The organism is Streptomyces sp. NPDC051907, from assembly GCF_040681075.1.
In the GTDB taxonomy this organism is placed as follows: domain Bacteria; phylum Actinomycetota; class Actinomycetes; order Streptomycetales; family Streptomycetaceae; genus Streptomyces.
In genome coordinates, this window is record NZ_JBFAYB010000054.1 from 1 (window position 1) to 26,491 (window position 26,491).

The 26,491-nt window shown below is 68.1% G+C and carries 17 protein-coding genes and 3 pseudogenes; 12 read left to right on the forward strand and 8 right to left on the reverse strand.

The window, feature by feature from the left end:
• Positions 1-768: pseudogene (locus tag AB0M39_RS25390) on the forward strand (hypothetical protein); the annotation flags it as partial.
• Positions 769-969: 201 nt separating this feature from the next.
• On the opposite strand, the gene AB0M39_RS25395 reads toward AB0M39_RS25390, so the two are convergent.
• The 8 genes from AB0M39_RS25395 to AB0M39_RS25430 all read right to left on the reverse strand — a co-directional run bounded on the left by AB0M39_RS25395 (position 970) and on the right by AB0M39_RS25430 (position 11,552).
• Positions 970-2,613 carry a SulP family inorganic anion transporter gene (locus tag AB0M39_RS25395; RefSeq protein ID WP_365368161.1) on the reverse strand — a complete coding sequence of 548 codons (1,644 nt, stop codon included), beginning with the start codon at positions 2,611-2,613 and terminating at the stop codon, positions 970-972.
• 53 nt (positions 2,614-2,666) lie between these two features.
• Positions 2,667-3,269 carry a carbonic anhydrase gene (locus AB0M39_RS25400; RefSeq protein WP_365368163.1) on the reverse strand — a complete coding sequence of 201 codons (603 nt, stop codon included), beginning with the start codon at positions 3,267-3,269 and terminating at the stop codon, positions 2,667-2,669.
• 423 nt (positions 3,270-3,692) lie between these two features.
• Positions 3,693-4,304, reverse strand: a complete 612-nt coding sequence (locus AB0M39_RS25405) for a response regulator transcription factor (protein WP_365368165.1) — start codon at positions 4,302-4,304, stop codon at positions 3,693-3,695.
• On the reverse strand, positions 4,213-5,733 hold the full coding sequence (locus AB0M39_RS25410) for an ATP-binding protein (RefSeq protein WP_365368167.1): 1,521 nt from the start codon (positions 5,731-5,733) through the stop codon (positions 4,213-4,215). The genes AB0M39_RS25405 and AB0M39_RS25410 overlap by 92 nt, the downstream gene beginning before the upstream one ends.
• A gap of 1,052 nt (positions 5,734-6,785) precedes the next feature.
• A complete protein-coding gene (locus AB0M39_RS25415) occupies positions 6,786-7,595 on the reverse strand; it encodes a DeoR/GlpR family DNA-binding transcription regulator (RefSeq protein WP_365368169.1) in 810 nt (269 codons plus the stop codon).
• 165 nt (positions 7,596-7,760) lie between these two features.
• Entirely contained in the window at positions 7,761-8,792 is a 1,032-nt protein-coding gene (locus AB0M39_RS25420; protein WP_365368171.1) for an ABC transporter permease, read from the reverse strand.
• Positions 8,789-10,318 (reverse strand): sugar ABC transporter ATP-binding protein, encoded by a 1,530-nt coding sequence (locus tag AB0M39_RS25425; RefSeq protein WP_365368173.1) that lies wholly within the window; start codon positions 10,316-10,318, stop codon positions 8,789-8,791. Before AB0M39_RS25425 ends, AB0M39_RS25420 begins: the two co-directional genes overlap by 4 nt.
• Positions 10,319-10,502: 184 nt before the next feature.
• Positions 10,503-11,552 carry a substrate-binding domain-containing protein gene (locus AB0M39_RS25430; protein WP_365368175.1) on the reverse strand — a complete coding sequence of 350 codons (1,050 nt, stop codon included), beginning with the start codon at positions 11,550-11,552 and terminating at the stop codon, positions 10,503-10,505.
• Positions 11,553-14,028: 2,476 nt separating this feature from the next.
• Here AB0M39_RS25430 and AB0M39_RS25435 point away from each other — a divergent pair.
• The 11 genes and pseudogenes from AB0M39_RS25435 (at position 14,029) to AB0M39_RS25485 (ending at position 25,638) form a co-directional block, all read left to right on the forward strand.
• Positions 14,029-14,262: a peptidoglycan-binding domain-containing protein gene (locus AB0M39_RS25435; protein ID WP_365368177.1), complete on the forward strand. Its 234-nt coding sequence runs from the start codon at positions 14,029-14,031 to the stop codon at positions 14,260-14,262.
• Positions 14,263-14,980: 718 nt separating this feature from the next.
• Positions 14,981-16,414: pseudogene (locus tag AB0M39_RS25440) on the forward strand (RICIN domain-containing protein); the annotation flags it as partial.
• Positions 16,415-16,474: 60 nt separating this feature from the next.
• Positions 16,475-16,921, forward strand: a pseudogene (locus AB0M39_RS25445) (beta-xylosidase); the annotation flags it as partial.
• Between the two features lie 60 nt (positions 16,922-16,981).
• A complete protein-coding gene (locus AB0M39_RS25450; RefSeq protein ID WP_365368179.1) occupies positions 16,982-17,935 on the forward strand; it encodes a DUF916 domain-containing protein in 954 nt (317 codons plus the stop codon).
• A 548-nt stretch (positions 17,936-18,483) separates the two neighbouring features.
• A complete protein-coding gene (locus AB0M39_RS25455; RefSeq protein WP_365368181.1) occupies positions 18,484-19,632 on the forward strand; it encodes a glycosyltransferase in 1,149 nt (382 codons plus the stop codon).
• Positions 19,629-20,876: an aminotransferase class III-fold pyridoxal phosphate-dependent enzyme gene (locus tag AB0M39_RS25460; protein ID WP_365368183.1), complete on the forward strand. Its 1,248-nt coding sequence runs from the start codon at positions 19,629-19,631 to the stop codon at positions 20,874-20,876. Before AB0M39_RS25455 ends, AB0M39_RS25460 begins: the two co-directional genes overlap by 4 nt.
• Positions 20,877-20,890: 14 nt before the next feature.
• Positions 20,891-21,925, forward strand: coding sequence for an alcohol dehydrogenase catalytic domain-containing protein (locus AB0M39_RS25465; protein WP_365368185.1), 1,035 nt, complete (start codon positions 20,891-20,893; stop codon positions 21,923-21,925).
• Positions 21,922-23,199, forward strand: coding sequence for an MFS transporter (locus AB0M39_RS25470; RefSeq protein WP_365368187.1), 1,278 nt, complete (start codon positions 21,922-21,924; stop codon positions 23,197-23,199). The genes AB0M39_RS25465 and AB0M39_RS25470 overlap by 4 nt, the downstream gene beginning before the upstream one ends.
• On the forward strand, positions 23,196-23,876 hold the full coding sequence (locus AB0M39_RS25475; RefSeq protein WP_365368189.1) for an HAD-IA family hydrolase: 681 nt from the start codon (positions 23,196-23,198) through the stop codon (positions 23,874-23,876). The genes AB0M39_RS25470 and AB0M39_RS25475 overlap by 4 nt, the downstream gene beginning before the upstream one ends.
• 192 nt (positions 23,877-24,068) lie before the next feature.
• Entirely contained in the window at positions 24,069-24,356 is a 288-nt protein-coding gene (locus tag AB0M39_RS25480; protein ID WP_365368191.1) for a chaplin family protein, read from the forward strand.
• Positions 24,357-24,447: 91 nt separating this feature from the next.
• The gene (locus AB0M39_RS25485; protein WP_365368193.1) at positions 24,448-25,638 is read left to right on the forward strand and encodes a hypothetical protein; all 1,191 of its coding nucleotides are present in this window, start codon (positions 24,448-24,450) and stop codon (positions 25,636-25,638) included.
• Positions 25,639-26,491 lie beyond the last annotated feature (853 nt).

The window sequence follows — 26,491 nt, forward strand, 5'->3', positions numbered from 1 at the left end:
ACGTTGGCGGAGGAACGATTCAAGGCCCTGTCGGCTGAGCAATCGGCAGTGATCGAATCGCTTGACCTCGAAGCCGCTGAACTGGCTCGGGAGGCCGACCTCTCGGTCTTCTTCGCGGACGGCGAGGCACTGGCGGAAGCGTGGGCGGAGTCGACGCTCACGGACCGACGCATGCTCCTGGGGTGCGTCTTGAAGTCGCTGACGATCGCTCCCGCTCGCTTCCCCGGGGATCGTGCGCCGATCCTCGACAGCGTTGTCCCGCAGTGGGTTGCATTATGGTCCCGTTTGCGTAGGTCTAGGGTTCGAATTCCGAAGGCGAACGAAGGCCCAGGTCAGGTGGGGAGCACCCTTCCTGAAGTGTCGCAACGCTGCTGGTGGAACCTGCTCGTTGGTGCCGGGCTCTGGCTCGGGCATCGGCATGGGTACAGCGTTCAGTCGCCACACTTCCATGGTGGCCACCACCAGGTCGCCGCCCTGCAGGCCGCTCAGCACCACGTCAACTCGTCGATCGTGAGCCGGTCCGGGTCGACTATCCCGCAGAAGGAACTCATCGCGAGGCTCCTGGCGGACACATGCGAAATCTGCGGAAGCAAGGGCAATGTGCAAGTGCACCACGTCCGCGCTCTCGCCGACCTCGCACATGCCGGACGGCAGCCTTCCGACTGGACGCGCGTCATGCTCCAACGACGCCGCAAAACGGTCGTGGCCTGCGATGTTCGCCACGACCGCATCCATTCGGAACAGCCAGCCAGAACATTCACGCCGTAGTCACTGGAGAGCCGGATGACCGGGAACCGTCATGTCCGGTTCGGCGGGAGGCCGCGCGGACCAGGATCTGTCACGACAGACACCTCGCCGCGCGGCCGACGCAATGGGCTGGCTCATGCACCGCCGCCGCCTGGCCCGCGACTACGAAGCACTCCCCGCCCGCTCCACCGCCAATGGGTCGAAACGCCCTCTGACCGGGGATCAGGCCGACAATCGGTGTGGAAGTCTGGCCGGGGAGTGCGCGGTCTGTTCCTGCGGGTGTTCCCGTCCTTCCGGGAAGTCCCCTTCGAGGGGGCTGTGGACGGGTGCCGCCGTCTTCTCCGGCGGGGTGCCCGGCAGGAGGAGTTCCACGTGTTCGGCGCCTGCCTTGCGCTGTCGTTCGGCGAATTCCTCCACCTGGCTGCGGCATGCGAGGTCGAGGTGGACCACGGCGGTGAGGTCCAGATGGATGCGCGGCCTGCCCGCGACAGAGTCCAGGGCCTCGATCAGCTTGGGCAGGCGCAGGAATGTCGCGTTGCCGCTCATGGTCAGGCAGGCGGTGTTGTCGACCGAAGTGGTGCGGAAGGCGATCCTGGACATGCGCAGGGCAACCAGGACGATGGCGACCGCCAGACCTACGAGCACGCCTTCGAGGAGGTTGGCGACCACGATGGCGACGGTCGTGACGACCATCACGATGCCCTCGCCGCGGTCGGTCTTCCACATCTTCGGGAAGGCGGTGGGGTCGAAGAGTTTCCAGCCCGCGTGGAGGAGGATGCCGGCAAGCACCGCTACCGGAATGAGGCCGAGCAGGCCGGGCAGCAGCAGCCCGAAGCCGAGCAGCCAGCCGCCGTGCAGCACGCGGGAGGTCTTGGTCTTGGCTCCGGCCTGGACGTTGGCGGAGCTGCGGGCGATCACTGCGGTCATGGGCAGTGAGCCGAGGCTCCCGCACAGAACGTTGCCGATGCCCTGGGAGACCAGCTCCGCGTTGTACTTGGTGCGAGGCCCGTCGTGCATCCGGTCGACGGCGGCGGCGCTGAAGAGGCTTTCGGCGGAGGCGATGACGGCGAAGGTGATCACCATGGTGATCACCGCGGGGTCGGCAAGGCCGGCGAAATCGTCCGGACCGGGGAAGTCCACCGCGTCCAGCAGGCTGCCGAAGACCACCCGCTTGACCTCGATGCCGGGCAGGGCGGCGAGGACGGAGCCGAGCATGACCGCGATCAGGGGGGCGGGCACATTGGACAGGGGGGCGGGCACTTTCTTCCACAGGAAGCAGATCGCCAGGGAGCCGATGCCCAGAGACAGGGCGGCCAGCCGGTGTGGATCGGCAAGGGTGGACTGGACCAAGTGCGGCAGGCCCTCGATGTTCTCGACGGCCGAGCCGAGCTGCTTGGCGTCCATGACGGCGTAGCTCTGGCTCAGCATGAGCGGCAGCCCGATGCCTGCGAGCATGCCCTGCACCACGGCCAGGGAGATGGACTGGAACAGACTTCCCAGTCTGAGCGCTCCGAGCCCCACCTGGATCAGGCCGGAGGCCAGGATGACGGGGCCGAGCAGGGCAAGACCGTGCTCGGTGGTGAATTCCAGGCAGAGCCCGGCGAGGCCGGCTGCCGGCCCTGATACCTGCAGGCTGCTGCCGGGCAGGAAGCCGACGACCAGGCCGCCGATGATCCCGGAGATGATGCCGAGGGCGACGGGGACGCCGGAGGCGGCCGCCACCCCGATGCACAGCGGCAGGGCCACCAGAAAGACGACGAGGGAAGCGAGGACGTCCTTGCCGGCGGAGGCCGGGCGGGCCGACTGGCCGGGTCCCCGGCGGGCGTGGCGTGCGCTGCGGGCGGAGCGTGTGTGTTCAGGGGGCACGGGTGTTCCTTTCGCGCGCACCGGTGACCCGGTGCGCTGCAGGGGCTGTGGTCTCAGCGCTGGCCGAATACACCTCCTGCCTCGTCGAGCTCCCACAGATCCCCTGTGTCCACCCGGTAGTACCAGCCGTGCAGGCTCAGTCGGCCGGCGGCCGTGCCGCGCTCGATCTGCGGATAGCCGCGCAGCGTCGTCAGTTGCGCGGTGACGTGACGCTGTACGGCGTCCGGCAGCGCCGGGTCCTTCGGCGGGATGTCGAGCAGCCCGGTCAGTGCCGGCCTGGCGAGGTCCACCCAATCCGCCACGCTGGGCAGACGGGTCAGGTCCTCACCACGAGCCACGGCCCCTACCGCGCCGCAGTGCGAGTGCCCGCACACGATGATGTCGCGGACCTTCAGGACCTCCACCGCGTACTCGATGGTGGCGGCTTCGCCCGACCGACAGCCCGGCCGGTAGGGCGGCACGATGTTGCCGGCGTTGCGCAGCTCGAAGAGTTCGCCCGGCGCGGCCGCGGTGATCAGTGTGGGCACGACCCGCGAGTCCGAGCAGGTGATGAACAGCGCTGCCGGGGCCTGCCCGAGCGCGAAGTCCCGGAAGAGTTCCTCCTCGTGGGCGATGCGGTGTCGAAAGGAGCGGGCCCGCTTCAGTAGGTCGTCCATGCTCACGTCTCCTGGCTCTGAGACATCCTGGGTGGATGTCATGGGGGAGAGCCTGTGGCGAGTACATGAGCTAATCGTGGGTTGCCCGTGAGAGTGTTCTCATGGGCACGCCGCAACGGTTTGGCGCGGCCGGGAGACGCCCACGTACCCAGCCGGACGGCGGCGTACGCACGAAGACGGTGTGCTCGAGCCGGATTGCACGCGAGGCTTCCCCAGGTCACCTGATCGGAACGTGTGCGAACCGTGCCGAGCGGTCGAGGTCGCCTGCAGTGTCGCTGCCAGATGGGCTTCGCCCGCCCTGGGCAGGTCCTGGCCGGAGGCATGGCGGGCTGCCGAGCGCCCCCCGAACCAGATGACGCCCGGCCTGCGGCGGCGCCGCCTGGGCTCTGCCCATGAACTCTTGTGCGCGGACAGAGGCGGCAGTCAGACGCGCAGCCGGTAGCCGGCGCCGCGGATGGTCTCCACCCGGTCGGCGCCCACTTTGCGTCGCAGGTAGCGCACGTAGACGTCGACGATGTTGGACCCGGGATCGTAGTCGAATCCCCAGACCATGCTGAGCAATTGCTCCCGCGTCAGCACTTGATCGGGGTGGCGCAGGAACGCCTCGGCCAGTGCGAACTCCCGCGCGGACAGCTCAGCCACCCTCCCGTCCACGTGTGCCCGCCGGGTGCGCAGATCGAGTACGAGGTCACCGGCTCTCAGCAGTGAGGCTTCCGGGGCGCCGTCCGCGCGTAGCCGTAGCCGTACTCGGGCCAGCAGCTCCTCGAAGGCGAACGGCTTGGAAAGGTAGTCGTCGGCGCCGCCCTCCAGACCCGCCACAGTGTCGGACACGCTGTCCCGCGCCGTCAGGATGATCACCGGCAGGGTCACCCGGTCCTCGCGGAGCCTGCGCAGCACGGTGAACCCGTCGCAGGCCGGCAGCCCGAGATCCAGGATCATCAGGTCACAGCCGCCCGCCCGGGCCTCCTCGTAGGCGGACAGCCCGTCGCCGACCACGGTGGTGACGAAACCAGCGCTTTGCAGGCCCCGTTGCACGAAAGCGGCGATCCTGGCCTCGTCCTCCGCTATGAGTACCCGGTTCATGGTGTCCTTTCTGCCAGGAAGTGTGGGAGGGCAGAGCGATCACGAATCGGGCGCCGCCGCCCTCGGCGTCCTCCACCCAGGCCGTGCCGCCGTGCGCCTGAGCGATCTCCAGGACGATGGCGAGGCCGAGCCCGATGCCCGGGCTCGACGCGTCGGTCGAGACGACTCGGCCGACTTGCGCGAAGCGTTCGAAGATGCGCTCCCGGTCCTGCGGCCCGACCCCCGGCCCCGTATCCCGCACCCACAGCAGCAGGTGGCTCTCGCGGAGCTGGGAGCCGACCTCGATGAGGTCCCCGGCACGGGTGTGGCGCACGGCATTCGCCGCGAGCTGCATCAGCGCCTGGGTCAGCCGCTGGCCGTCGATAAAGAGCGTGGCCTCCGACACTTGTGCCACCTGCCAGTGCCGGCTGCCCAGCGCCCGGGCCTTGGCGACTACGTCGACCACCAGGTCCGTCAGGTTCGTCTCGCCGAACGCCAGGAAGTCCGGGCGCTCCGCCTTGGCCAGCAGCAGCAGGTCCTCCACGATCCGGGTCATCCGGTCCAACTCGTCCACTACCAGGGCTCGGGTCGCCGCCGGATCGTCCGCCCCGTCCTCCATCAGCTCCAGAGTGCCCCGGATCACCGTGATCGGGGTGCGCAGCTCGTGCGCCACTTCGTCGAGAAAACGGCGTTGGGCGGTGAACGCGCTCTCCAGCCGGTCCAGCATGTTGTTGAACGTATGCGCCAGCGCTGCCACGTCGTCAGTTCCCGCCACCTCCAGCCGCTCCGCCAGGTCGGACTCTCCGATCCGCTCGGCGGTCTGCCGCACCAGGCGGATCGGCGCCAGCACCCGGCCGGCCACCAGCCAGCTCGCCCCGCCCGCGAGCACCAGCCCTCCGCCACCCGCGGTCAGGAACATCTTCGCGAGCCACCGTTCCTCCCGCGTCTGGCGATCCCGGAACTCCACGATCACCAGACGCGTGTCGTGCCGGTCCCCCGCAACCCGCACCGGGACGACGCCGTAGCGCACTCGCCCGGCCGGCGAGTCGAGCCAGCCGATCCGCGTGCCACGCCCCTTCGACAGCCGCGCGACCACAGCTGCGTCCTGGTCCAGTCGCGTGGGCACGGCACCGGGGCTGCGCCGGTCGGGACGGCCGTCGACGAGGCTGAAGAACGCCTCCTCGCGGCGCGGCAGGTTGACGGTCATGAACTCGGTCAGCAGCGACGCCCCGTCGACGAACGGCTCCCCGGTGGCCGGCTCTCGCGCCGTCTGTGCGAACCGGCGCAACTGGTCGGCCTGACGGCGCAGTTGATCATCCACCTCGGCATCAAGCCTGACCTGCCACATCAGCGTGATGCCTAACGCCGGCACGGCCAGCGTCGTGGCGACCAGGAGCAGCATCATCCCCACGATGTGCGACCGGGCGCTCGGCATCCGACGGCGCCGTCTCACCCGTCGCTGCCGCCGTCGTCATCGTCATCGCTCCCGGCCGTAGCTCGCCGGCTGGCACTGGGAGAAGGGCCCGCATCGTCGTCGCTGAGGGGCGGCGACGGCCTCGGGACCGGCCGGCCTCCGGGTTCGGCCGACGAACTCGGAGCAGGCGACTCCACGGCTGACGGCGGTGGAGCAGAGGAGGGCACGACAGACCGCGACGGAGGTGACGACGGCTCAAGACCGTTCCTCGATGCAGGTACCACGACCTCAGGACCCAGAGATGGCGGATCGCCGTCACCGGACCACCCATACCCGGTCAGTGCCCCTACGGCCGTAAGGGCGCACAGAGCAGCGACTACCACGCCGACCTTCCGAAGCACCATCCGGCCAGTCTGCCGCCCCAATCGAACGCACGGATGAAAGAGGAGAGATTTCTCATCTCCCGCCTCAGGCGGACATCCCACCCTTCCGGACCACGGCGACAGCGTCCGCTCGCGGCCGGTTTCGGGTGCGGACAGATCTCCCGAGCTGCAAGAAACTGCCGCCTCTGCGGCCGGTTGGGGGAGCGGGCGCGGCAGGGCTCGGCAGCTCTGTTCCGGGCTCCACCGCACGGTCATATGGCCTTGTATGAAGTCCCGCAGCTGGGGGACCCGCCCGATCTTCCCGGTCCGACGCGATGCTGCGGCCGGAGACCCTGATCAAGGGTGCCGTGGTTCACGAGCGGCTGGTGGCCGAGCACGGCTTCACCGGCAACTGCCAGCGGGTGAAGCTCTATATACAGGAGGCTCGTCCCCGTATCGCCCTCGCGTGGCTCGGGCAACGGGCCGCACCGGGCCGCGTGTTCGCGTCGTACCCTCGGCTCCAGGGCTTTCACACGGCGACCCGCCGGCGTGGCGGCGGAATCGAGCTGGGACCGACCGTCGCCGTCGGGCAGGCGCGAGTGCTCGGCGCCGAAGTGAGGTTCTCCAACCAACCCGCCGGTGGAGCCCAGACGGTCCTGGACCCCGCGCCGGGCGGGTTCACGAGCCCTGTGTGCCCGCGATGATCAGTTGACCCACCTGCTCGCCGAGGAGGGTGCGTGCCTGCGCGCCGAGTCCGTCGTCGGATACGAAGTAGTCGATCTCGGACAGCTTGGCGAACCGGCTCAGGCCGACGATGCCCCACTTGCTGTGATCAGCTACTACGGCCACCTGAGTGGCGGCAGAGATCAGCGTGCGGTTGGTCTCCGCCTCCGCAAGGTTCGGAGTGGTCACCCCGGCACGCTCGGACACCCCGTGGGCGCCGACGATCAGCAAGTCGACTTGCAGGGAGCGGATCGCTTCATCTGCCAGTGGCCCGACCAGAGAAGCCGACTTCGTGGGCGCGCCACCCGTGACCAGCAACGTCGGGCCGATGGGTCCTTCCTCTGCCCCGGACCGCCGCAGCAGCTGCGCAACGGGCAGGGAGTTGGTCACCACCGTCAGCCCCGCGATGTCCCGCAGCCGGTGCGCCACGGCGTACGTCGTCGTCCCTCCGGAGATCGCCACGACGCTGCCGGGCTTCACCAGGCCGGCGGCTGCTTCGGCTACTGCCCCCTTGGCTGCTGACTCGAGGGTGGACTTGGTCTCGAACCCCGGCTCGTCGGACGTGGTGGCGGCGGTGCCCACGGCCCCGCCGTGCACCTTCTCGACGGATCCAGCCTTGGCCAGCACGTCCAGATCGCGGCGGACGGTCATGTCCGAGACCCCGAGCTGCTCCACGAGGGCGGCTACGCGCACCGCCCCCTTGCGGCGCACTATGTCGAGGATCAGGTCCCTCCGCTGCGCCGCCAGCGGCGTCGGCTCCGTCACAATCCCACCCGATGATCTTCAGCGAATTCCAGACGAGGATCAATTGTACCCTGCATCCATCACGATCGGACAAAAGGTCACGCCGAAACGTTGCAGTCCGATGAGGTCCGTCCCCTTTTGGGGCGGACCTCATCGGGCGGACTGCCGCTACCGACGTACGACGTGTCAGTGCGGTAGTCCGACGGCGCGTTCGCCGCTGCGGCGTTGCTGGATGACGACGGCGGCGACGAGGAGGGCGCCCTGGGCGACGTTCTGCCAGAAGGTGTTGATGCCTTCCACGGTCAGGCCGTTCTCCAGGGCGCCGAGCAGGGCGACGGCCAGGAGCGTGCCGCCGATGCCTCCCTTGCCGCCCTTGAGTGCGGCACCGCCGAGCGCCGCCGCCGTGATCGCCTTGAGTTCGAGGCCCTCGCTGCCGGAGACGGGCTGACCGGAGCCGGTTCGGGCGGTCAGCAGGATGCCCGCGACGGCCGCGACGACGCCGATGACGGCGTAGACGGCCACCAGGTATTTGTTGATGTTGATGCCGGCCAGCCGCGCGGCGGTGTCGTTCCCGCCGATGGCATAGATGTTGCGGCCGATGTCCGTGTACTTGAGCAGGACGTGCACGGCGAGCGCGACGACCACCAGGATCCAGATCATCACCGGAACCCCGGCGATCTTGCCCCGGCCGAGGAAGACGAACAGCGGGTCGTTCAGGACGTAGCCCTGAGCCCGCCCGTCCGAGACCAGCTGCGCCACGCCCTTGTACGCGGCCAGACCCGCGAGCGTGGCAATGGTCGGGTTGACACGTCCGTACACGATGGCCACGCCGTTGACCACACCCACCAGGATCCCGACACCCACCGCGGCAACGATGCCGAGGTAGGGGTTGGAGCCGGTGGACGTAAACACCATGGCGCTCACGACCGAGGCCAGGCCGGCCTGGGAGCCGACCGAGATGTCCAGCCCCCCGCAGATGATGACGACCGTCTGCACGATCGCCAGCAGACCGGTGATCGTCGCCGCTTCGCCGATCACTTGCATGTTCGACAAGCTCAGGTAGTTGTCGTTGAGAACCCCGAACAGGGCCAGGACCAGGACGAGAGCGCCAATCAGGCTGAGATTCTGACCGCCGAGCGACGAAAGCAGACCCCCTTTGGATTTCTGCACCGGAGCAGGGGTGTGTTCGGTTGTCGTCGGCGTCTGGGTGGTGGTCATCGAGCGTCTCCATCGGCGGAGTCTGTGAGCGGTCGGTCCAATGCGACGGGAGCGAGGTCGTCGGCCATGGCGAGGCTGAGGATGGCTTCCTCGGTCGCCTGCGAGCGGCTGAGTTCGCCTGTGATGTGGCCGTTCTGCATCACGACGATCCGGTCGGCGAGGCCCAGGACCTCAGGCAGTTCGGAGGAGATCACCAGCAGGGCGACCCCTTCCCGGGCGAGGTCGGCGATGATGCGGTAGATCTCCGCCTTGGCGCCGACGTCGATGCCGCGCGTGGGTTCGTCGAGGATGAGGACCTTGGGCTTGCGCAGCAGCCACCGTGCGAGCACAACCTTCTGCTGGTTCCCGCCGGAGAGTTTGCGTACTTCGTGCTCGATCGAGGGCGTACGTACCCTCAGCCGGTCGGAGAAGTCCTGCGCCACCGCCTTCTCCTGACGGCTCTGGACGAAGCGCCAGCGGCGCAGCCGCTCCAGGCTGACCAGCGAGGTGTTGTCCCGGATGGATCGATGGAGGAACAGTGCCTGGGCCTTGCGTTCCTCGGGGGCGAGTCCGATGCTGGCCCGGATCGCGTCCTTGGGGCTGCGCAGGCGCAGGGGCCGGCCGTTCACGGAGACCCGGCCCGATCGGATCGGCTGGTCACCGGCTAGGGCGAGCGCCAGTTCGGACCGCCCTGCGCCCATGAGCCCGGCGAGGGCGACCACCTCTCCGGCGCGGACCTGCAGGTCGATGCCGGAGACGTCGTCCGTCGTGACACCCTCCAGCTTCAGGACCACCTCGTCGCGTGCGACGTCCTGCCGCACGAACAAGGTGGACAGGTCACGCCCGACCATCAGGCGGACGACTTCTGCCTCATCGGTGTCGCCGGCTTCAAGCACACCGGCGACCGTGCCGTCGCGCAGGATGGCTATACGGTCGGCGAGTCGGAAGATCTCCTTCATGCGATGGGAGACGTAGATGACGGCGATGCCCTGCTCACGCAATCGGTGGATGAGGGCGAAGAGCGCCTCCACCTCGTTCTCGGAGAGCGAGGAGGTGGGCTCATCGAAGGCTATGACCTTGGCGTCACCCGTCAGCGCGCGCAGGATCTCCACCAACTGACGTTGCGCCGGAGTCAGTTCCGAGCCCAGCTGATCGGGTTGGATGACCTTCTCGAAGCCGAAACGGGCCAGGTCGGCGGTGATGCGTTGCCGCAGCGCTGCCCGGTCGAGGCGACGCCCCGCGCGCCTCGGCAGGGCGCCCGCGTACACGTTCTCGGCGACCGAGACATGCGGAATGATCTCGGGCTCCTGCGGAATGATGCGGATACCGGCCCGGCGTGCATCATGCGGCGAGGACAGAGTGAGTGTACGTCCGTCCCACAGGATGCTTCCCTCGGTGGGCTGGTGGTCACCGGTGAGGATCTTCAGGAGGGTTGACTTGCCCGCGCCGTTCTCGCCCATGAGGGCGGTCACCTGGCCTCGGGGGAAGGCGAGCGTGACGCCGTTGAGCGCTTGCACCGCACCGAAGCGTTTGGTGACGTTCTCCACGGAGATCTCTTCGCCGGTGCACGGGGCAGAGGCGGCTGCGGGTGGTTCTGTGCCGGCTGTGGTCATGGGGGCCTCACAAGCTGGAGGTACGTGTGCCGGCCCTGCAACGCTGCTGGCCGGCGGTGGTCGGGACGGGTACGGGGCCGCTGCGGCTGCCGTACCCGTCCTGGGGGCGGGGCGGAGCTCAGCCGCAGGCGACCCCCGCGTCCTTCCAGTTGGAGGCGTCGACCATCTTGGTCGGTGCGAAGGCTTCCTTGGGGAAGTCCTTGCCGTTCTTCAGCTTGTCGAACATTGTCTGCACGGCCAGCGCACCGACGTCCTTGCCGTTGATGAAGAGCGCCGCCTTCATTCCGGACGGCTTGCCCGAGCTCCAGTTCTTGCAGGCCAGGTAGGCCCCGAGACCGACACCGATGACGTTGTCGGGCTTGAAGCCGGCGTTCTCCAGGGCAGTGACGCCGCCTTGGACGTTCTCGTCGTTACAGCCCCACACCACCCAGTGCTTCACCGAGGGGTTAGCGGTGATCGTCGCGGCGATCTTGTCCTGGGCGCCCGTCGGAGAGTTGTCCGTCGGCACGTCGATGTTCTGCACCGGCGCACCGGCAGACTCCCCGAACGCCTTCTTCGAGGCGTTCACCCGATCGGTGCACACCGTGACGTCCTGCTTCCAGGCCGAGATCGTGCGGGTCTCCGCGGGATTCCAGCCGGCCTTCTTGAACTCTTCGGCGGCTCGCTTGCCGACCTCACCGCCCATCTGCTCACCGCTGAACCCGATGCGCGGCACGAGGTCGTCTTCAGCACAGGCGGACGGGTCCGGGCCGGTGCTGCAGATCTGGTCGTCCGACGTCAGGAGCGCCACCTTGGCGTCCTTCGCCAGCTTGACGACCTGCGGACCCACGGCCGGGTCGGGAACGACGACGATCAGGCCGTTGCTCTTCTGCGATATGGCCGCCTGGGCCTCGCTCACGGTCTTGTTCGCGTCGTTGCCCAGGTTCACGATCTTCAGATCGACGCCGAGTTCGGTCGCCTTCGCCTTGGCGCCGGCGGCTTCGCCGATGAAGTACTCCTGGTCGCCCTGCTTCTGAAGGTAGGTCAGGGATATCTTTCCGTCGACCTTCGCCACCTCCGTTCCCCCAGCCGTCGCCTCCTGGCCACTGGAGCACGCGGACAGGACGAGCATCGCGGCCAGACCCAGAGCCGCAGCCGCCACCGGTCGGCGGTTGTGGTGAGTGAGCATGTCATTCCCTTTGCTTGGACGGTCGCACAGGACCGAGCAGTGAGGCGCGCGATGTGACACGGCTGCGGGCCGGCCGTCGTTGCCGTCGCTGCCCTACGGCCACGGGCCGGGGCAGGGTCTGCTGAGTGAGGAACCAGCGTTCGGAACCTCGCTCGACGACGAACGAGACGAGCGGACGATCACCCCTAGCTGAGAAATCCGCCACAGTCGGTCTCTTTCGCACTTGATGCAACAGAGAAAAGCGCTATTTCCTCCATAAGTCAACAGGGTGAAGGTGGGGTTTCCGATCGATGCACCCCTGTGACCTTCCGCGCTGCGCCCAGCCCAGCGTCTGCCGCCCCGCACAGCCCTTGCCCTTCCCAGTACCGGATGAGCAGGGTGTCAGGGTTTCCTGCCGGGTACTCAGCATCGCCGTACCCGTGATCCGCAGCTTTCTCGGGCAGGGCCCGGACGCACGCGCCGCGGTGCTGGCGAATACTGTTGACTTCTCAAGGTGATGTTCGATTGTGTTGACTGGTTCGGGTCGGGGGAGGTATGGAGCAGTCGAGGGCAGCCACGGCAGGCCGCCACGACGGAGCGCCGGCATCGCGGCGAGCGCCATGCGAGCGGTGTCGCCTAGCGCTGCCCGACGGGTCCGTTCCAGCGCTGCTCGGCGGCCGCGCCTGCGCGCCCGAAGGCGACAGGAGCGCCGGGTTCACTGCCGCCGGAGGTCAGGGCGAAGCCAGGGGCGATGTGAAGTTTGATGTGTCCTGCGTCCTGCGTCCTGCGGCGTCGGTGGAGAGGGCCAGGTTCGCCCTGCGGGTACAGGGTCGCTGCCGATAGGTCGAGCGAAGGCGGCAACGCGCGGCCGATGACGCCGGAACAGCTCGGCTTCGGCCATGGGTGCGGCAGGGTCTCCGGTGCGGATGACTTCGCACAGATGCTGGTCGGTCATCCGACTCACGGCAGGGTGATGATTCGTCGCCCCATTGTTCAGGACACGACATCTCCACCGGTAGTTCTTTCCGAGAAATTACAGATTGTTCCTCTGCCGGAGGAATGGCAGTTCTCGCTGGGGCTATTGCATCCATCAAGCAGAGCGAAAGACGGGTGTCCCGGCGCAGAATGCAGCACCATATTTCGATCCGCAGACGCATTTCCGCAGTAAGAACAGCATGCTGGCGAAACGGCGGTCAGCGTGCAATGCCGGTCAGGGCAGGCAAGGTTGCCTGTTGGCACCCATGCCGAAAAGAATCAGACACACACGCAAGAAAGTCAACACCTCGGATTCGCCCAAGGAGCCACGGGCGGCGCGCACTTGGCCGTCACGACGACGCGGCGGGCCTGCGCCGGTGGGCGTCGCGCATCTCGTCGAGGTGGTGCTCCACCCAGTTGCGCCAGCGGCTCCGCAAACGCTGTGCCCCAGAGGGGCGAGCGTGTACTAGACATACAGCGGAACCGCCGGGACGCCGCCCGGTGAGCCCCGTCCCGGGCCTTCTGCAACGGCTGTCGGGGCCGGCACGAGTTTCCTCGCCACGCTCGGGCCGTGATCGCAGGTAAAGCGAAGCGTTTAGCTGATCGTTACGAAATTCCGGCTCGACCGGACTGGATCTCCACACTCCCCACACAGTAAGTTTCAGTCAATTCCCGCTCGCTGCACGGTCGTTCCGCAGCGAACACGCTGTGAGGCTGCTCGCTCAGACGCAGGCTCAACTCTTCCCTTGTTGTACGACGCCGCTCGCCAACGGTCCCTGCGGCATGTCCCGGAACAGCCGACTGGAGTCCAGTGAGCAGCCCTATCTGTCCCCGATGCGGTGACCACCTGCGGTGTGACTGCGCCGCGGCGCATCACACCGCGGCAGCACACCAGACCGCGGCTCCGGTGCAGTTCGAAGAGGAGTGGGTCCGGCCGTACCTTCCCCGCCACGAAGCCGTGCCCGCAGATGCGCCGACCGCCACCACGGCGACGATGGAGATTCCGCGGGTGGTACGAGCGAGTGACCTGCCGCCCGGCACCGAAGTGCTCGACCCTCCTGTGGTCGTGACCAGGGCGGCGGGCCACAGGGCCCACAGGGCCCACAGGGCCCACAGGGCCCACAGGTCTGCGAAGGGGCGTCGGCGCCTCCCCATCACCGCGGCCATCGCCACCCTGATCGGCTGCGCCGCGATCGCGGGCACGTACGCGTTCCTCCGAAGCCAGGACGCCCGGGAGACGGCGTCGCCGCCCCCGGCGAGCCAGCTCGACGTTCTAGACGTGGATGAGGACGCGGGCATGTCAGACGGGGATGAGGACGCGGGCATGGCACCCGAGGTGGCCCAGCCCGACAGCCCGCTGCCGAGCGATTCGCAACGAACCACGCCGGCAGTCGGACAAGGCCCGGCGGGTACGTCGTCACCGGTCGGCCGATCCGCGAGCACGGCCCCTGGTACAAGCTCCGCGCCAGCCGGCCGACAGCTCCAAGGCGGTCCGAGCACGTCGCCGCCGGCTCCTCCGCCGGTGTCCGCCGCCGAGGCGCCGACGCTGCGCCGGCACGACACGGGGCCCGAGATCCTCGAACTGCAACACCGGCTCGCGCAGATCGGGTCGTGGAGCCTCCCCCAGCGAGGACGCTACGACAAGCACCTCCAGGACGCGGTCGAGAGGTTCCAGGCGACGCACGGCATCCAGGGCGACCCATCTGGGGTCTACGGCCCGGCCACTCGACGGCTGTTGGAGCTCATGACGTCCTGACGGGCCATCGCTCCAGAATCCGGGTCCATCCGTACCGTCCATGGGGAAGCAGGTCTCCTTTCGGGTAGCCAACACAGGCGTCCTGCAGTGCTTCCAGTACTGCAACGAGGCCTCGTCCGACCTGGTGCATGCGGCAGGTGGCGTCCCGCACCGAGAACCTGGACAGGTTCTCGGCGATCAACACCGGTGCGGTGCAGGCCGGTTCCACCGACAACGGACAGGGCGGCGAGAGCGCGGTCCCTGCGTCTTCAACCAGGGCCTCCAGGTCGAGGTGCACGGTGACCGCGCCGTCGTCAACGCCCGCGACTTCGCGACGGGGCGCTGGCTGAAGCAGATCTCCGTCCCCCTGGCCACCAGGATCTGACGGACCGCATACGGGGGCCGGGCAACCTGCGGGCGCCTCTGCGCATCTCCTCCCTCGAGCGCCGCAGACCTGACCACCGACATCGCTTGTGCGACGAACCCTCCTAGGGGAAGGCCGACTTGGGCCTCAGGTGCGCGCGAACTCCGGGACGCCCGGGGGAGATAACCCTCCGTTCAGCTACATGCACAAGACGTCATATTTGTTCACAAACTGTTGACATTCAGGCAATGTGCGGGCCACTCTCTGGGCACAAATGTTGGTTCACGCGCAGAAATGTTGCTTCCCGTGCGATTGGAGGGCGGGACCCTCCGCTCAATGGGGACCCATGGATGCGCGGCGACATCAAGGATCTGCATGCGAAGAGTGAGATCCGTCCTCGTGGGCCTGAGCCTGCTCCCGCCTTTCCTGGGTGGGGCGCCTGCGGCGCTGGCCGCGCCTGTCACCGCCGAATCCGGCACCCAGTTCCCGGACACCGCGGGGGAAGGGGTGCAGGCCCATGGTGGCGGTGTGCTCAAAGTCGGCGACTACTACTACTGGTTCGGCGAGGACCGGGGCGAGGACAACAAGTTCCGCTACGTGTCGGCCTACCGCTCCAAGGACCTGAAGAACTGGGAGCCCCGCGGACACGTCCTGACCCAGGAGGCCGACCCCGAGATCCGTTCCGCGGTGATCGAGCGGCCCAAGGTCCTCTACAACGACAAGACCAAGCAGTTCGTCATGTGGATGCACAAGGAGGCCGACGACTCCTACGCCGAGGCCCGCGCCGCAGTGGCGGTCTCCTCCACGGTGGACGGCCCGTATGAATGGAAGGGTTCCTTCCGCCCGAAGGACGCCACTGGCGCCGAGCACATGTCCCGTGACATCACCGTCTACAAGGACAAGAAGACCAGCAAGGCCTACATGATCTCCGCCGCCAACCACAACGCCGACCTGCACATCTACGAACTCACCGACGACTACACACAGGTGAGGCAACTGGTGGCGAACCCCTGGCCCGGCCAGCACCGGGAGTCGCCAGCCCTGTTCAAGCGCGGGGACGTGTACTTCATGCTCACCTCCGGGACCAGCTACTGGGACCCGAACCAGCAGAAGTACGCCACCGCCACCAGCCTCGCCGGACCGTGGTCGCCGATGAGGGACGTCGGCAACCGCGACGGCCACCACTCGCAGACGACATTCGTCCTGCCTGTGGAAGGCAGCGAGACCACCTCCTTCCTCTACATGGGAGACCGGTGGGCGGGCGTGGGGCCCAACCCCAAGCGCGTCAACGACTCCAAGTACGTGTGGCTTCCGCTGGAGTTCCCGAACTCCACGACCATGACTCTTCCGTGGTATCCACAGGTCTCGATCGACACGGAGACAGGCCGGGTCTCCGGCTCCGGAGGCGACCCCCTCAACACGATCACGGGCAAGAAGAGCGGCGCCTGCGTGACCGTGCCCGAGAGCCTCTCCGACAACCAGGTGCCGATCACCCAGGAAACCTGCGCCCGCGGACTCAACAGCCAGTGGCGGTTCACCGACAACAACAACGGCTACGTCCGCATCCTCGCCCAGCACAGCGGCAAGTGCCTCGACGTCGCCGACAACTCGACCGCCGACGGAGCCGAGATCAAGCAGTACGACTGCGGCTGGGGAGACAACCAGCGCTGGCGCTTCGAAACCCTCCCCGACGGATACGTCCGCATCGTCGCCAAGCACAGCAGCAAATGCCTCGACGTCCGAGGCGGGTCCACCACGGTCGGCACGAAGATCGTCCAGTCGGCGTGCAACGGATCAGCCGGTCAGGCATGGAAGGTCGCCGCCCCCAACGGTCCCACCGACCCCACCGATCCGCCCGCCCCAGGAACGGCCGACCAGCAGCTCACGACCTCGGTCAACGCCGGCGTACTCACCATGGCCACCACAAGAGACCCCGTCCGACTTCCCCCGGTCAACTTCGGCGCCGGCGGAGCCTCCACCGGCAACCTCAACAGCATCACCGTCAAGGATTTCCGCGGCGGAAAGTCCGGCTGGTCGCTCACCGGCAAGGTCACCGACTTCACCGGGTCGCGCGGAAAGATCGACGCCGACCGGCTCACCTGGACGCCCACCTGCACCACCAAGACCGACAGCCCCAGCACCTGCACGGCAGGCAGCCCCGGAACCGTCGGCAAGAACGGCGCAACCCTCGCATCCGCCCCCGACAGTGACCTGACCGGCGGAGAGTTCACCGCTGACGCCACTGTGTCCCTCGACGTCCCGAAGTACACGCCCGTCGGCGACTACGCCGGAACACTCACCCTCACCCTCCTCTGATCACGCCCGCGTGCCGGACGCCAACCGTCCGGCACGCGACGTCCAGAAAGCTGAAGAACGATGCGCCGCACAGTCTCCGTCGTCCTCCTCCTTGTCCTGACGGTCCTCTTCCCAGCACCGGCCGGGGCGGCGGACAACGGCGAATGGTCGGTCAAGCCCGCAGACTCCGCGATCACCCCGCGGACGGCGTTCCAGCTCCCGGCTCATCCCGGCGCGACGCTCTCCGACCGCGCGGTCGTCACCAACACCACAGACGGAGAGCTGACGTTCCGCCTCTACGTCGCCGACGCCTACAACACGGAACGCGACGGCGGACTGGCCGTGCGCGGCATCGAGGAGACCCAGCAGGACGTCGGCGCCTGGGGAAAGCCCGAGCGGGACGTCGTCACGGTCCCGGCCCGTTCGTCGGTGACGGTCGGCCTCACTCTGCGGATCCCCAAGGACGCCTCACCCGGCGACCATGTGGGAGCCCTCGTAGCTGTCGACAACCGCGTGCAGGCCGGAGCCGGCTCCCACCTCGGCGTCCAGCGGGGTGTCGGAGCCCGGATCTACCTGAGCGTCGACGGACCTCGAAAGCCCGGCCTCGCCGTCGAGGACGTACGGTTCACGGCACGGAACCCGCGGATACCGTGGACCGGCAGCAGCACGTCGACTGTCTCGTACACCCTGCACAACACGGGCAACGTGAAGCTCGACCCCCGGGTCTCGCTTCGCGTCGGAGGAATGTTCCTGGGAGGGCCTGCTGAGATCCGGCTGGCGGACGTGCCGGCCGAGCTGCTCCCGGGGCAGAAAGTGCGGCTGTCCGAGTCCTGGTCCGGCGCACCCTTCGTCGGATGGGGCGATGTCACCCTCACAGCGACCGCGGACAGCGCTCGTGGCTCCGGATCCGACAGCTTCCTGGAAGTTCCGTGGCTCCTCGCGGGATGCCTGGCACTCCTGTCCGCCGCCGGGCTACTGATCCGCCGGCGCCGACGCAAGGCCGCCCGAGCGGCACAGCCCGCGGAGCGCGAGTAACCTCCGGCCGCCCCGCGCGCCCCGGCGGCTCTCTACCGTGACCCGGTGTGGGTCCCGGCGCTCGCGAACCGTATGGATGTCGTAGCGGGTGACGTCGCCGGCCAAGTCGCCGGCCACACAGGTCGACTCAGTGCGCTTCAGGGCACCCGGGATGCGGCATGAAGCCCGATCCTCTCTCCCCCCGCAGCGGGGTGGGCGAGGTCCTGGGCAACCCCCGCCCCCGGCCTCCAGGCCGACACGCCCATGCGATCCAGATGAAATTCGGCCAAAGCTGTTTCTGTGCAGGCTTCGCACACGGCCAGGTTCGCGCAGGTCGGGTCCTGGACGCCGGTAGCGCGGGCGTTGCGGAAGCTGCTTGACAACAAACCCTCGGAGCGTTCAGGCTTCCCACGATGATCGATTTTGTGTGGACACGTTGAATTCTGGGGGGTTCATCGTCGGGTCTCTACCGCCTTGCCCTAAACGTCCTTGCGATCAGCTCACATTCGCGCACTCGGAAGCTCGGCCTGACTCCGTGCTGCGAGTCGCTCCAACGCGTGGGGGTCTTCTTGCGTAGCAGCATCATCGTGCCGGTCTACCAATCGCCCGCAGTTCTCTCGCTGTTCCTCGAGTCGCTGAGGCTGACTGTCGAGCCGGAAACCGAGCTCATCCTGATCAACGACGGTTCCGGGCCCGAAGTGGGCGAACTCATCGAGGAGTTCGCTCGCACTCTGAAGACCGAGCGGCTCGGCGCCGTCACGGTGGAGATCGTGCACAACGCGAACCCCCGCGGTTGCGGGCAAGCCCTCAACCAGGGCCTGTCCCGGGCGGAGGGCGACCACATCTTCTTCGTCGACTCCGACCTGATCTTGGCGTCCAACTGGCAGTCCGGAATGCTGCGGACCCTGCACGACCATCCGGAGGCCGGGATGACCGCCGGCGTACTGCTGTACCCGCACACCGGTGGTGTGCAGCACTGCGGCATTTCGTTCAGCGAGACGCTGGGCCGGCATCTGTATCTCAACGCCCGGCCCGCCGACTTACCCGATGCGCCGTACGCGGTGCAGCTGGCCGCTTTCGCGCTGTTCGCGATGACCCGGCAGGTCCGACGTGACGTCGGCCTGCTGGACGAGCGGTACTTCAACGGATACGAGGACTTCGACTACCAGATGCGGGCGAGGGCAGTCGGCTACCGCACGGTGATCGACCCGAAGGTCACCTCATATCACTGGGAGCTGCGCAACGGCGTACACCGGGAGGGCAACCGCAAGAGCAACCTGGCGCGGTTCTGGAAGACCTGGGGCAACCATGTCGACAACGACATGATCTCGCGGATACTCGATGCGCTGTCCGGCACGGCCGATCTCAGCCGGTTCGTTCCCGTGGATCTCGCCGAGACGCGTACCGATGCCGCCGCTGTCTGGCAGGCACTCGCCGATGCATCGTCTCTCGACCGGCACGGCGTGCTCGACTACTCGACGAAGGTGGACGGGGCGCGGCCCATCCTGCTCCCGCATCTGCTGCCGTCCGAACTCCTCACCGAGCCCCGGCCCTTGCTGATTCTGGTCGAGAACTTCGTCCGCCTGCTCGACAACAGGATGTGGCTCGCCCAGCGCCTTCGGACTCAGACGAAGGACGTCGTCATCGACCTGCACGGCAACAGAATGGGCCTCGAGGACCTCTACGCCGGCTGCTGGCCGGGGAGCAAGGTCCGGTGACGGCCGATCGAACGACCGCCTCGGTTCGGACGTCCAGCCTCACCTGGCTCGGCAAGGCCGTCGACGTGGTCCCCGCAGGGTGCAGCACCCTGGCCAAGACGCCGCACCGACTGCTGCCGGGGCGGGGGGCGATCGTGGCCGTGCACGCCAAGGACGCCGCGTTCACCGACCTCGACGGACGTACCTGGCTGGACTGCGAGATGGCCATGGGCACGGTGACCTGGGGGCACGCCCGGCCCGAGGTCGGGGAAGCGGTGAGTGCGGTGCTGGGGCGGGGCACCGCGTTCTCGGTGGCGGACCCTCTCGAACTGGCAATGGCCGAACGGCTCCTGGCCCGGTTCGGAGTCTACGAAGCGGTGAAGTTCGCCAAGAGCGGTGCCGATGTGGTGAGCGGTGCGGTACGGATCGCCCGCGCGGCCACCGGGCGCGACCTCGTCGTGGCGACCGAGTACCACGGGTGGCACGACTGGGCAGCACCGTCGCACTACTTGGCCCGGCCCACGACCCTCGGCATCCCGCAAGCAGTGGCAGCACTGACGCTGACCACTCCTCCCGACGATCCCGAGCGCCTCGTCGGACTGCTGCGCAAGCATCCGGGGGACGTCGCCGCAGTGGTGGTGTGCCCGAACCGCTGGTCTGGCGATCACCTCGGCGCCGTCGTGGACGAGGCGCGCTCCACGGGCACGGTCGTGATCTTCGACGAGGTCACCTCGGGCATACGGATGGGCAGACGCGCCACCTGCGGTGAAGTCGGCGTATGGCCGGACCTGCTGTGCGTCTCGAAGGGCATGGCGAACGGACTGCCGTTGGCGGCGCTCCTGGGCGACCACCGCCTGGTGATGCGTGCCGAGGACGTACGCATGAGCAACGCCCACTCCAGCGAGTCGCTGGCTCTCGCTGCCGCACTGGCCTGCGAGGACCTGATGGACGCGGTTCCCGCGTGGCCGTCGTGGCGCACGCGGACCGCCGACATGCTGGAAGCGCTTCGTCTCCGGATCGACGCGCTCGGCCTGGGCGGCTTCATCGAGGTTCGGGGCGACCACTCGAGCTTCTCCCTGGGCACGGCGGGCCTTCCCGACTTCTGGACGGATCCGTTCCGCGCGCACCTGCTGGACGTTCTCTCGGACTGCCGGATTTTCACCAAGGGCTACTTCGTCTTCTCCGACCGGCACACACCCGAACAGCTCGACGAGGTCGAGCGCGCGATCGACGCCGCTCTGACCAGCTACGGACACCACAACTGAAAGGAGGCCGGGAGATGCGAGCTCTCGTCTACGCAGGAACGGGCCGGATGGATCTCGTCGATGTCGAGGAGCCTGCTCTGCGGACATCGAACGACGTGAAGGTCCGGATCGCCATGACCGGCATCTGCGGCACCGACCACAAGATCCTCGCCGGCAGACTCGACGTGGCCGAGAGCGGCACCGTCCTCGGCCACGAGGGGGTGGGCACGGTGGTGGAGCTCGGTGACGCCGTGACATACCTCAAGGTCGGCGATCGCGTCATCATCAATCCCACGCAGTCCTGCGGCGCCTGCCGCAACTGCCGGCTGGGCGCCTACTGCTACTGCTTCGACTTTGACGACCACCAGGTGGGTTTCACGCTCGCGGGCACGTTCGCCGAGTACTACGTGGGCGCCGCACAGCACCTCTACCCGATCCCCCAGGGGATGAGCTGGCAGGTCGCGAGCCTTATCGAGCCGTTGGGCTGTTCGCTGAACAGCGTCCTCAAGTCGGGCCTGCAGCCGCACGAGTCGGTCCTGGTCATCGGCTCCGGAGCCATCGGACTGCTGTGCCAGAGCGTCACCCGACGATTGAGCCGGCTCACCGTGGCCACGGAGCCGAACGCGTTCCGCCGCGGCTTCGCCGAGCGTTTCGCCCACCAGGTCCTGCACCCCGACGAGCTCACCCCGGAGGCGGTCGCGGAGCTCACCGACGGCAAGAGATTCGACGTGGTGATCGACGCAGTCGGAAACCAGCTGACCGCGGCAATGGAGGCCGTCGCCAAGGGCGGCCGAGTGGTACCGATGGGCTACGACGACACCTACCGGGTCGAGATAGCGCCCACCAGGCTCATCGACGACGGGTTGAGCATCATCGCGGCCGTCCCGCTGCACGACGCCATCGGTCCCGCCATCGACTTCGCCGCGGACCTTCCGGAGCTCGCGCAGATGGTCACCACGGAAGTCGACATGGCGGACTACCGCAACGCCTTCGAGGCGACCATGGGCGTCGACCCGGAAACCGGACTGAAGGTCGAGGTCACATCCGTCAAGGCGGTGATCCGCTCGTGAAGCGCCAGAGCTTCGTGGCGCACCTCCACCGCAACGCCCGGTACTGCATCTATACAGAGCCGTTCTGGGCGGTCTTCGGCACCGCCGCTCTGTACTACGCGACGCTGTACATGGAGAGCGTCGGCCTCAGCACGGTGGCCATCGGCGGGATCCTCTCGGCCAACCTCTACGTCGCGTTCCTGTTCCAGCTGGTGGCAGGTGCGGTGACCGACAGGATGGGCAGGCGGCGTGCCACGTTCTGGTTCGACGTCACGTCCTGGGTCGTCCCGATGTTCGTATGGGCCTTCAGCGACAACTTCTGGTTCTTCCTTCTGGGATATCTGCTCAATGCGTCGTCCAAGATCGTCAACGTGTCGTTCTGGCTGCTGGCGACAGAGGACAGTCCGGAAGAGCACAGGCCGCGTATCTTCGCCGCCATCAAAGTGGTGATCATGTTCGCGGGCCTGCTCGTGCCGATCGTCGGGTTCTGCATGGACAGGTACGGCACCGTGCCGAGCCTGCGCGTGCTGTTCTTCGTCGGCGGGCTCGCCATGCTCCTGCACAACTGTCTGCGCCACTGGTACACGGTCGAGACACAGGCAGGCGTCGAGGCCACGGAGCGCCACGCCGGCACATCCTTGCTCGGGAGCGTGATCGACAGCGGGAGACTGCTGTGGGCGGCCGTGCAGCACAGCGCTCTGCGGCGTCTGGTCGTGATGTACATGCTGAGCTTCGTCGCCGTCCAGCTCAACGTCTTCCTGGCCGTCTACCTCACGAAGAGCCTGGGGTACAGCGCTCTGGTGGTGGGCGGAGTCCCGGCCGTCGGCGCGGTCACCGCTCTGCTCTGCTACGCGGTCGTCATGCCGTGGGCGTCCGGGCGGGTCTCTGCGAACACCATGGCGCGGTGGTCACTTGTCGCCAGTTCGGCGGGCTGGCTGCTGTTCTTGGCCCTCGGTCCGGGGAACCTCGCCCTTCTGTGCCTGTGCACCGTGCTCACCTCGGGAGGCCCGTTCCTGGTGGAGGCGTATCGCGATGCCATCGTGGTGAGCTGCGTGCACACGTCGGAGCGGGCCACGTTCTTCGCGGCCGTACAGACCTTCACCGCCGTGGTGTCCATCCCGACCGGATACCTGTCTGCTGTGCTCTTCCAGGCCCGGCCGTTGCTGCTGTTCGCCGCGATCGCCACGATCTACGCGGCGGCCTCGCTGTGCGCAGTCGGCCGGCGCACCACCTTTCAGGCCGATGTCCGGCTCGTCCCGCAGCGGAATGGTCCAGACGCGGTGGCGGCCCCGTGAGCAGACAGGAGCGAGCTCTGGTGCTCGACTTCGACGGACTCGTCGCCGACACCGAAGTGCTGTGGCTGGCGGTGCTCACAAGGCTCTACCGCTCGTTGTCCCAGGAGCTGCCGCACGACCTCTATGTCGCTTCCATCGGCGGCACGCTCCATGACTTCGACCCCTTCGAGGATCTGGCCACCCGGTGCGGAACGATCAGTGCGGCCGAGCTGGAAGTCCGGGGCAAGGACCTCTTCCGGACCTGGATGGCGTACGAGGCGCCGCTACCGGGGGTCCGGCGCCTGGTGGAACAGGCCGTGCGGCGCGGCCTGCCGCTCGCCATCGCATCGAGCTCTCACTCCACTTCCGTGGTTCCCTACCTCGACGGCTTCGGGCTGCTCGGATCCTTCGCCGCGGTCGTCACCGCGGAGGACGTCCCGCAGGTGAAGCCCGCGCCGGACCTCTACCTGCTGGCGTCACGTCGTCTCGGGGTCGATCCGACGGGCATCGTGGCCTTCGAGGACTCAAACCGGGGAGTCCGGGCCGCGAGAGCGGCCGGTGCCTTCTGCGTGGCAGTGCCGCACGTCCTGTCCCGGTCGCACGACTTCAGCGCTGCGGCCCTCCGCCTCGATTCGCTGGCCCTGTGCGATCTGGACGACCTGTTGTCGATCTCCGCCGAGGGTGAGGACGTCCCGTGAAGTCAGTGCGCATGACCGCCTTGCCGTTCGGTTTGACGGCGCGCGGGCCCACCGGGGCCCGGTGGATCACCGACGGCGCGACGGTGCGCGCGCTTGACGTGGGCCGTGTCGGGGGCCGGGTCCGGTCGTTGATCGAGAGGCTAGTGCATATGCCAGGTCGGGCGGAGTCCGGCCCGAATACAGGAGTTGGCCATGAACAGGGAAGCGCGGAGCATCGGCGCGCGGGCCATGGTGCTGGGAGCGGTCGCCGGGGCGGCCATGCTTCCTGCCGCAACCGCTGAGGCGAACGTCGTCGGCGTGGGAAACGCGGCGTTCGGCAACACGTGCGCCAACCAGGGCGGTCCACGTGCCGAGGGCGCCACGGTCGCTGGGAGCGGCTTGGGCAGCGGCAACCACGCCGGACTGCCACTGAGCCTGACGCGCAATCACTGCGGCAACAGCGGCATCGTCTGTACCGCGCTTTTCATGGCGCGGTACTGATGCGCCGCGCGGACGGAACGGCGACGGTGGGCGCGGGACGGTGACGGCAACGGGCACGGTGGCGGCTGATGCGCCGGTCGGTGACCGGGCAGTGGCGGAGTTTCTGGCCCTGAGCGGGAAGACGCTGCCTCTGCTGCGGAAATGGGTGGCCGAGGATCCCGGTTGCGGTCTGGCGCGGGGCCTGCTGACCCTCGCGACGTCCGAGCGGATGAGCGACACGGTCCTCAAGCAGCAGCTGGTGACCGCCCACCGCGACGCGCAGGCCGCCGGCGAGCGGGAGGCGAGTCTGGTTTACGGGGTGTTCCTGCACACCCACCGCCACTACCGGCTGACCGCCGATCACCTGGTCGCCCACTTCGAGCGCTGGCCCGCCGACGAAGTCGCGGCACTGATGCTCGACGCCTTCGTCGCCGACGGAGACGCTGCCTACCGCGCGCACGGAGACGCACTGGTGGAGCAGCAGGCCATGCTCGCCGGGCCGGACAGCTGGGCGTGGACGAGCTGCCTCGCCTCGGTCAGGGCTGAGCAGGGCGAGGTGCGTGAAGCGCACCGGCTCGCCGAGCACGCGCTGTCCCGCAACCCCCGCTCAGGAGTGGCCGTGCACGCCCTCGCCCATGCCGAGCACGAGCTCGGTGCGGGGCCGGTGTCCACCCGGATGCTGGACGAGTGGCTGGCGCAGGACCCCCAGGCGGTGCAGCTGGGGCATCTGAACTGGCATGCCGCTCTGCAGTCCATCGCCTGCGGGGACTTCGCCGATGCCCGCTACCGGGCCGATACGGCGTTGCGGCGTGAGGACGTGGGCATGCGGGCGGCGACGAACTGGCGCCTGATGCTCGTCGGCCAGGCGCCGGCCGGCCGCAGCGACCCGGATCACGTACGGGAGCTGTTGGCTGCGCCGGGCGGCATGGCGGAGGTCTTCCACACCTTCAACCTGGCTCTGGCCCTCGCGGTGGAGGCCGCGACCGAGGACTTGGAGATCCTGGCCGACCGGGCCGCCACCGACCCGCGCCCCGACTACCACGAGGTCCTGGCCCCCGTAGTCCGGGCCCTGGCACACCTCACCGCCGGCCGCCCCCGCGCCGCGGCCGACACACTCGGCCCCCTTGGCGGGAAGGCCGAACGCATCGGAGGCGTACGCGTGGAACGGGAGATCATCCAGGACACCCTGGCGCGCGCCCTCATCGACTCCGGCGACCCCGCCCGCGCGGCCGCTCTGCTGCACCACCGCACCACCGCCCGCCACCACCACAGCTACGAGGACCTCCTCCTGGCCCCACGCTGACGACAGGCCGTGCTGTGACGTCCCAGCGTCCTCCAGCCGCCGAGTCCCCCTTGGCCACCTGCTTTCGAGGGGGACAAATGCGCGGACGCCGATGTGACCACCGGCGGCCGGGTCGGGGCGCGCCTTCGCTCGACCGCCGGCCCGCACAGACAGTCCGCGGCCGGATCTCTTCGGCCCGGACGAACTGTTCGAGCTGACGGACGCGGTGCCGTATGCGAACGGGCGCGGTGCGATGGCGCAGTGGAGCTTCGACTCGCCCTGCGGCTGCGGCTCCTGGCCGGACAGAATCCCGTCAAGTGAACTCCGCCGCCAGGGGAGGCCCATCGTGTTGCGATCCGACGTCACACAGTCACCGGTTGTCTTCCGGGCGCTGAACGGGGCAGCCCTGACCAACGACCAGCTGACGCGGCAGACGAGATCGATGTCGGCGCTCACCGCTCCAGCCCACCGATCAAAGACAGCGTTGCTCAGCAACCGCCTCCTGAGACCTGTCGCCCTGGGCAACTCGCGTCGCCAGGCTCCGCGCCGGGCTTTGGACAGAGAGCCGTTCACTCCCAGGGGAGCAAGGTTTGCGTGGTAGCGCTGGGTAGGGTGCGCTGTCCTGCGTACGAAGCGCGCGGGTGTGGGTATGGGTGTTGGATGGGACAGCTCCTCCGGCGTGGCCACAAGCAGGGCCGCGCGTGAGTGTCAGGCCGCTGGGATTCGCGGCTGAAGTGGAGCTTCAAGTGTCGCGACGGCTGGCGGCCTGCGGCGAAGACGGCGCCGTCGCCGTCCTCCACCAGGCGAAGGTGTCCGTTGAACGTCGTACGGGGGATGCCAAGGGCGAGGGCGGCCGAGCGGCGTGTCGGGCATC